Raw genomic sequence first — 5,892 nt, forward strand, 5'->3', positions numbered from 1 at the left:
CTGCTTGAGCACGTCGTAGCCGTTGAGGCCGGGCAGCATGATGTCGAGGATGACGACGTCGTACTCGCCGTGGATCGCCTTGAGGCAGCCCTCCTTGCCGTCGCGGGCGACGTCGACCACGTGCCCCTCGGCGGTGAGCCCGCGGCGCGTCACCTCGGCCAGCGAGCGGTCGTCCTCCACCAGCAACAGCCTCACCGTCATCCTCCTGCCTCGGGGGCCTCGCACTGGGCCACATCGTCACGATGATGTTCAGCATAGGCCCGGACGACGGGCCGTAGGACTCCGCCCATGCCCGCCTGGGGCTCAGTTGATCGGGCTGTCGCCCAGCTCGACGGTGCCGCGGGTGGTGTGGCCCTGCGCGTCGAGCCATTCCATCTCCACGCGGTCGCCGGGCTCGTGGGTGGCCAGCACCTCCGCCAGGGCCGCATGCGAGTCGATGGTGGCCCCGTCGAGGGACAGCAGCACGCTGTCAGCGACCAGACCGGCCTTGGCTGCGGGCCCGTCGGCCACCACGGAGGCCACCCGCACCGTCGACTGCCGGGTGGTGATGGTGATGCCCAGGTAGGCATTGGCGCCGATGCGCACCGTGCCGGACTCCTTGCCCTGCTGGATCTGCTCGATGATGCCCCTGACGCGCTCGATCGGCACGGCATAGCTGGCGATGGTGGCGTCGTGGGTGTTGATGCCGCCGGCGGCCTGGCTGCCGGCGGTGGTCATGCCGACCACCTCGCCCTCGTCGTCGAACATCGGGCCGCCCGAGTCGCCCGGCTGGGCATGGGCGGTGGTGCGGATGACATCGGTCAGCCGCTCGCTGCCCGACGGCGAGGACGCGTTGTTGACGGTGACGGTGGCATCCAGCTGGGTGACCCGGCCAGTGGCCGCGGTGAGGAAGCCCTGGCCGTTGGCATTGCCGACGGCGGTCACCTGGTCGCCGCTGGCCAGTTCGTCGTCGTCGAGCTTGACCGTCTCCAGGCCGCTGGCGTCCTGGAGCTGCAGCAGGGCGACATCGGAGCTGGCGTCGTGGCCGAGCACCGTGGCGGTGTACTGCTGGCCGGTGGCGGCGACGGTGACCTGCACCCGGGTACTGGACTGCACCACGTGGTAGTTGGTGAGCACCTTGCCGTCGGGACTGACCACCATTCCGGTGCCGGCGCCCCGGGCATTGTTGCTGCCGGCCTCGATCAGCACCACGCCCCGCGACTGGTCGGCGCCAACCTGCGACTGGCGGGCCCGACCGGTCTGGGAGGGCTGCAGGGTGGGCTCTGTCTGGGAGGGCTGCAGGGTGGGCGCCTGCTGGCTGGGCTCCTGTCGGGTGGCGGGTGCGGTCGCCCGCTGCTCGGCCACCCGCTGGTTGGCCAGGTGCAGGACGGCCGGCCCGGCGACGCCTGCGCCCAGCATCGCGCCGATGGCGAGCCCGGTGAGCAGGCCGCGGGTGGTGCTGCGGCGGGGCGCCTCGACGGCGGCCGGGGCAGCAGCAGGCACGATGTCGGTGAGCTCGGTGGGCTGCGCGGGCTCGGTGGGCTGCGCGGGAATCTGCTGGGTGTGCTCGAGCGGGATCACCTGCGTGTCCTCGACGGGCACCCCCTGCGCCTCGGGCCGCGGCTGGGCCGGCACGGGTGCCGACGCGTCCGTGACGGCCTGACCGGTCTGGTCGCCGGTGGTCTCGTGGCGCTGCCAGAACCAGTCGTCGGACTCGGGGGCGTCCCATCCCTGGCTATCGCTGTTCATGCCTGCCAGTCAACGTCGAAAATCTTGGAAAACCCACTGTGCAGGCTGTGGGAAGCCTGTGAGCCGAGCCGCGCCGGCCCCCGGGGGCAGTTGCCGGCCGCTGGAAGAATGGCCCTCATGATTGTTCGGCCCCCTGCCACCCGATGGGTGCGTCCCCTGCTGATGGCCGTCGCCAGCGGCGTGGCGACGCTGGGCTGCTGGGCCTTCTTCGTCGACACCGAGCAGGGCCAGCGCATCGACACCCTCAGCTACCTGGGCGCGCAGATCGGCACCGAACGCGTCACCCCCACCTTCGAGTCGATCCTCGAAGTGGTCAGCGTGAGCGGACTGGCGCTGGTGATGGTGGCCGTCGCCCTCACCGCCCTGCTGCGGCGCCGCTGGCTGCTGGCGCTGGAGGCTGCCGTGGTGGTGGCCGCCGCCAACATCTCCACCCGGGTGCTCAAGTACCACGTGCTCGACCGGCCACTGCTGGTCGACTGGGAAGGGCTGCACCACAACACCTACCCCAGCGGGCACACGACGGCGGCCGCCTCCGCCATGGTCGCGGCCCTGCTCGTCGCACCGCGGGTGCTGCGCAGCCTGGTCGCGGTGATCGGAGCGACGGTGATGGTGGTCTTCGGCTACGGGACGCTGGCCGCCCGGTGGCACCGTCCCTCCGACGTGGTGGGCGCCTTCCTGGTCTGCTTCACCTGGGCCTTCGCGGCGCTGGCCGTCTCGGGGCTGCGGGAACGCCTGCTGCTGTCGCGCCTGCCGCGCCCGCGGCTGCGCCCGGCCTCGCGCGTGGTGCCCACCCTGATGCTGCTGGCCGGCGCCTTCGCCCTGGCCGTCGCGGGACTGTGCGCGCACCGGGTGTGGGACATCACCGGGATCTTCGTCACCACCCGCGCCGAGCAGCTCACCAGCTACCTGGGCGGTGCGGCGGGCATCTGCGGCGTCGCCTTCACCGGCATGGGCCTGCTGCTGCGCGGGGTGCAGAAGACAGACCTGCTCGCCGAGGACGCCGGCCGGCACGCGGAGACGTGGGCGGACGAGTACCACTCGGAGTGAGTGCCGCCACTGCCTCCACGCCAGGGCCAGTACCAGCTGCTCACCCCAGACGACGCATGGCACCGAAACCGCCGCCACCATCAATCCCCTTGACACAGATCACCCGAACAATGCCGATCACCCGAACAATGCCGAGTTGTATGCGATCGCTGGTTGTTCTCGGAGCTGTTCGAACCTAGGCTGTATACATGTCTACAGCGGTGGTGAGCATTCGGGTCGACGCCGAGGTGAAGGAGCGCCTCGACGCCCTCAGCGCGTCCACCGGCCGGCCTGCCGCCTACTACGTCCGTGAGGCCCTGCTGGAACACCTCGACGAACTGGAGTACGTCCACCAGTTGCGCGGCGAGGCCGAGGCCATCCGCCGCGGTGAGCTGCAGACCATCTCCAGTGACGACCTGTCCGCCGAACTCTTCTCATGACCTGGAAGGTCGAATACGGCCCCCGCGCCGCCAAGGCCATGCGCAAGCTCGACAAGTCCGTGGCGCGGCGGATCTTCGACAGTGTCGGGCACTTGGCCACTCTCGAAGACCCCACCGCCGGCTGCAAGGCCCTCACCGGTCCGATGGCGGGACTCTGGCGACTCCGTGTTGGCGACCACCGGGTGATCCTCGACATTCGACGTGGTGACGTTGTCATTGTCGCCCTCGACCTGGGGCATCGCTCCACCATCTACGTCGACTGACAACCGCACCTGCCGCCCTGGCCGCCGAGTGAGGGGCGCCCCTTCGCGATCAGCGGCGAGTCCGTTCGGCCCACGCCAATCCCTGCCGCGACGGTGAGGTGAACCACGACTGCCGGATCTGTCCACCGACAGCTGAACACGCCCTCGAATCCCCTTGGGGGTGTGGTCCCCGGGGGTTCTTCGCGCCAGTGTGGGAGGCATAGCGACTGCTGTCTCGGCTCTGACGAGCCACGGAAGGATCGATGATGACTCCCAAGCCCGACGAGTACACCCCCAAGTACCCGGCCCAGCCCGCCGCGGACAACCCCGTCACCCTCGACGACCCGACCGGCCAGGGCGGCGAGACCCACCAGCAGGCCACCGGCACCGACGATGTCCTGACCGACACCCAGGGCCACCCGGTCGCCACCAACCAGAACCAGGTGACCGCCGGCAACCGCGGCCCGGTCGCGCTGCAGGACCACATCTTTCGCGACAAGATCTTCCACTTCGACCACGAGCGCATCCCGGAGCGCGTCGTGCACGCTCGCGGCTCGGGCGCCCACGGCGTCTTCGATACCTACGAGAGCCTGTCCGAGCTGACCTGCGCCGACATCTTCCAGCGCGCCGGGGAGAAGACCGAGGTCTTCGTCCGCTTCTCCACCGTCGCCGGCAACAAGGGCTCCTTCGACCTGGCCCGCGACATCCGCGGCTTCGCGACGAAGTTCTACACGAAGGAGGGCAACTGGGACCTGGTGGGCAACAATGCCCCGGTCTTCTTCGTCCAGGACGCCTTCAAGTTCCCCGACCTGGTGCACGCGGTCAAGGAGGAGCCCGACCGTGGCTTCCCGCAGGCCCAGAGCGCCCATGACACCTTCTGGGACTTCGTCTCGCTGATGCCCGAGAGCACCCACACGGTGCTGTGGGCGATGAGCGACCGCGCCATCCCGCGCTCCTTCCGCTTCATGGAGGGCTTCGGCGTGCACACCTTCCGCTTCATCAACGAGGCAGGCGAGTCGCACTTCGTGAAGTTCCACTGGAAGCCGCTGCAGGGCATGCAGTCGGTCACCTGGCCCGAGGCGCTCAGCATCAACGGCGCCGATCCCGATTTCCACCGTCGCGACCTGTGGGACTCGATCAGCGCCGGCGACTTCCCCGAGTGGGAGCTGGGCGTGCAGGTCTTCGACGACGCCTTCGCCGACTCCTTCGACTTCGACATCCTCGACCCGACCAAGATCATCCCCGAGGAACTGGTTCCGGTGCGCCCGATCGGCAAGATGACGCTGAACCGCACCACCAGCAACCACTTCGAGGAGACCGAGCAGGTCGCCTTCATGACGCAGAACATCGTGCGCGGCATCGACTTCACCAATGACCCGCTGCTGCAGGGTCGCAACTTCAGCTACCTCGACACGCAGCTGAAGCGCCTGGGCTCGACCAACTTCACCCAGATCCCGGTCAATGCCCCCAAGTGCCCGATGCACAACTTCCACCGCGACGGCCACATGCAGACCCAGCAGCATGCCGGCCGCGCCAACTACGAGCCGAACTCGTGGACCGGCGACGACCGCGGCCCGCGCGAGAGCCCCGAGAAGGGCTACCAGCCCTTCCAGACCCCGGTCGACGGCACCATGCGCCAGACCCGTCCGGAGTCCTTCGCCGACCACTACTCGCAGGCACACCAGTTCTACGCCTCGCAGACCCCGGTGGAGCAGCAGCACATCGTCGACGCCTTCGTCTTCGAGCTGAGCAAGTGCGAGGTGCCGCAGATCCGCACCCGCATGCTGGGCAACCTGCGCAATGTGGACGAGAAGCTGGCCCAGCAGGTGGCCGACGGCCTGGCCATGGAGCTGCCGGAGGCCTCGAAGGCTGCGGTGGCCCCGCGCCACGACCTGGATCCGTCGCCGGCGCTGAGCATCCTCAAGAACGGCCCCAAGGACTTCGGCGGCCGCAAGCTGGGCCTGCTGGTGGGCGAGGGCACCGATGCCAAGCAGTTGAAGGCGCTGGTGGCCGAGGTCACCGGCGTGGGCGGGCAGGTGGAGGTCATCACCCCCGCCGTCGGCGGGGTGACCCTCTCCGACAGCGCCAAGCAGCCCGGCGGGCAGTTCATCAAGGGTGTGAAGGCGGCGCTCTACGACGCCGTCGCCGTGCTGGTCACCAAGGAGGCCGCGGCCACGCTTGCCGACATCCCGCAGGCGCGTGACTTCGTCACCGAGGCCCACGACAACTACAAGGTGAGCGGCTACACCGCCGATGCCTCGGCGCTGCTGGTGGCGGCCGGCGTCAAGCCCGACGAGGGCTGGGTGCTGCTGGAGGATCCGAAGGCGGCGGTCAAGGCCTTCGGCACCCTGCGCTTCTGGGAGCGCGACGTCACCGCACCTGCCAAGTGAGCTGGAACCATCGGCTGACGTGACCGTCGGTTGGCGGCGAGGCCCCGGGGAGTCCGACTCCAGTGA

Annotated in this window: 6 protein-coding genes; 4 read left to right on the top strand and 2 right to left on the bottom strand. The window is 69.3% G+C overall.

All coding sequences use genetic code 11. The features are described from left to right. Both ACHFFZ_RS10110 and ACHFFZ_RS10115 read right to left on the bottom strand, forming a co-directional pair. The coding region (locus tag ACHFFZ_RS10110) for a response regulator (RefSeq protein WP_394276501.1) at positions 1–195 on the bottom strand (195 nt) is incomplete at its 3' end. A gap of 108 nt (positions 196–303) precedes the next feature. After that, positions 304–1,728, bottom strand: coding sequence for a S1C family serine protease (locus tag ACHFFZ_RS10115; protein WP_394276502.1), 1,425 nt, complete (start codon positions 1,726–1,728; stop codon positions 304–306). 117 nt (positions 1,729–1,845) lie between these two features. Between ACHFFZ_RS10115 and ACHFFZ_RS10120 the strand changes: the two genes are divergently transcribed. The 4 genes from ACHFFZ_RS10120 to ACHFFZ_RS10135 all read left to right on the top strand — a co-directional run bounded on the left by ACHFFZ_RS10120 (position 1,846) and on the right by ACHFFZ_RS10135 (position 5,826). Beyond that, positions 1,846–2,775, top strand: a complete 930-nt coding sequence (locus ACHFFZ_RS10120; protein WP_394276503.1) for a phosphatase PAP2 family protein — start codon at positions 1,846–1,848, stop codon at positions 2,773–2,775. A 188-nt stretch (positions 2,776–2,963) separates the two neighbouring features. Next, positions 2,964–3,194 (top strand): ribbon-helix-helix protein, CopG family, encoded by a 231-nt coding sequence (locus ACHFFZ_RS10125; protein ID WP_394276504.1) that lies wholly within the window; start codon positions 2,964–2,966, stop codon positions 3,192–3,194. After that, entirely contained in the window at positions 3,191–3,457 is a 267-nt protein-coding gene (locus tag ACHFFZ_RS10130) for a type II toxin-antitoxin system RelE/ParE family toxin (RefSeq protein ID WP_394276505.1), read from the top strand. The genes ACHFFZ_RS10125 and ACHFFZ_RS10130 overlap by 4 nt, the downstream gene beginning before the upstream one ends. 242 nt (positions 3,458–3,699) lie before the next feature. Then, a complete protein-coding gene (locus tag ACHFFZ_RS10135) occupies positions 3,700–5,826 on the top strand; it encodes a catalase (RefSeq protein ID WP_394276506.1) in 2,127 nt (708 codons plus the stop codon). Positions 5,827–5,892: the final 66 nt, after the last annotated feature.

Source organism: Luteococcus sp. (assembly GCF_043424415.1).
Taxonomy (GTDB): Bacteria; Actinomycetota; Actinomycetes; order Propionibacteriales; family Propionibacteriaceae; genus Luteococcus.

Excerpts from the sequence above, each read along its gene's own strand:
- ACHFFZ_RS10120 (WP_394276503.1), top strand. The coding sequence starts at position 1,846 with ATGATTGTTCGGCCCCCTGCCACCCGATGGGTGCGTCCCCTGCTGATG.
- ACHFFZ_RS10115 (WP_394276502.1), bottom strand. The coding sequence starts at position 1,728 with ATGAACAGCGATAGCCAGGGATGGGACGCCCCCGAGTCCGACGACTGG.
- ACHFFZ_RS10130 (WP_394276505.1), top strand. The coding sequence starts at position 3,191 with ATGACCTGGAAGGTCGAATACGGCCCCCGCGCCGCCAAGGCCATGCGC.
- ACHFFZ_RS10135 (WP_394276506.1), top strand. The coding sequence starts at position 3,700 with ATGATGACTCCCAAGCCCGACGAGTACACCCCCAAGTACCCGGCCCAG.
- ACHFFZ_RS10125 (WP_394276504.1), top strand. The coding sequence starts at position 2,964 with ATGTCTACAGCGGTGGTGAGCATTCGGGTCGACGCCGAGGTGAAGGAG.